At 57.2% G+C, this 1345-nt stretch carries 1 protein-coding gene; it reads right to left on the reverse strand.

The genetic code is table 11. The features are described 5' to 3' along the window. Positions 1–1345 (reverse strand): hypothetical protein (locus tag RE6C_RS05045; protein ID WP_008654475.1); only part of this gene is annotated, 1345 nt, incomplete at both ends.

Consider the following 1345-nt stretch of genomic DNA (forward strand, 5'->3'; position numbering starts at 1 on the left):
AGGTCGGCTGGGGAACAGATCAGTCGCTTCCAGATCCGGTCCCAAATGCCGCTTCGGTTTGCAGTCCGGAGATCGACGATGTACTGCCCTGTGACGCGATGCCATCGCATGCCGGATTGCTTCAACCGCTGATTGAAAATCACTTTGCAGCCCGCCTCGGTGATTCCGCTGCCGATCGGGTCGCCCTTCTTTCTGCGTTCCGCATAGTCCATGTATGCCTTGTACTTCTTTAAGTAATTCAACGCCGTGTCAAAGTCCTTCTTGGTCCCTTTGAGTCCACTACGCCGCTTTTGCTGTGCCGCTCGAGCGATCACCTTTTTGATCCCGTTGTTCTCGTGACGCAGTGTGTGTCTTTGTTGCTTCGCCCAAGCGTGTGCCTTACCCGTTCCACTGCCGAAGAGCGAAGCAGCCAACTGCGAAACGTATTCGCAAGCATGAAAGAAATCGACGCACCAAGTCCACTTCAACCGTCGACCGGTCAACGGGTGTTTCATCTTGCAGAGCACATCGCGGTAGTAAGCCTGCGGGTGACAGCCGGCGTCGGTGACATAGCGAAGTCTTAAGGCCTCCGCGCCCGCTCCACGCAGCACACCTTGGATCACTTCGGTCAATCGCCGAGTCATCGTCGGTTGTTCGCTCTCAGGCATCTGGCCCAAGTAAATCGTCCCGACTCGCTTGCGATTGCGATCGTAAACGGCAATCGTTCCACAGGACGCTTCTTCCCAACACGGACGCGATTGCACGAACACTCCGTCACGCCCAACTTGCAGTAAAACGTCGTGCTTCCCTTTGCTTTGACGAGCCTCGTCGATCCAGGCGATCAGTTGCCGGGTCGCTTCGTCGTCATGCACCGATCGAACTTGCGTGGCCAAGTCAGCGATGACTCGGCGGTAGGCTTCCACCGAGGGTGTCACGCTGAAACGTTCCGCAAGCATTTCCCTGGCGGCTTGCTGGGGAAGGTCGGCGGCCAAGCGACCGGTCACCTCCGCGAGTGCCGGCGACATTCGTCCCGCGACGATCCCCAGCCTGACATCCAGGGGAGCGATGCCGGGCGTTCTGGCTTGCGTGTTTTGAAAGTACCATCGCTCATACGAGATGGGGCCAAAACGAGTGTCAATGGTGTTGGCGGTGCGTCGGTTACGACGGTAGCTTTCGCCATCGAGGTCGAATGAACTGACGGTCTGGTCGCGGTGAATCGATTCGATTTCCTGGATGGTTCGTTGCATGACCAGGCGAGCGAGTTCACGAACGATGCGTTCCAGGCGTCGCTCAAACTTATCGGTACTGGCGGGCGTGATCTCGGCGGTGGAAAAAAGATTGTACCGCTGCGATGACTCTCCAAATG

The sequence above is a fragment of the Rhodopirellula europaea 6C genome (assembly GCF_000338295.1).
Classification (GTDB): domain Bacteria; phylum Planctomycetota; class Planctomycetia; order Pirellulales; family Pirellulaceae; genus Rhodopirellula; species Rhodopirellula europaea.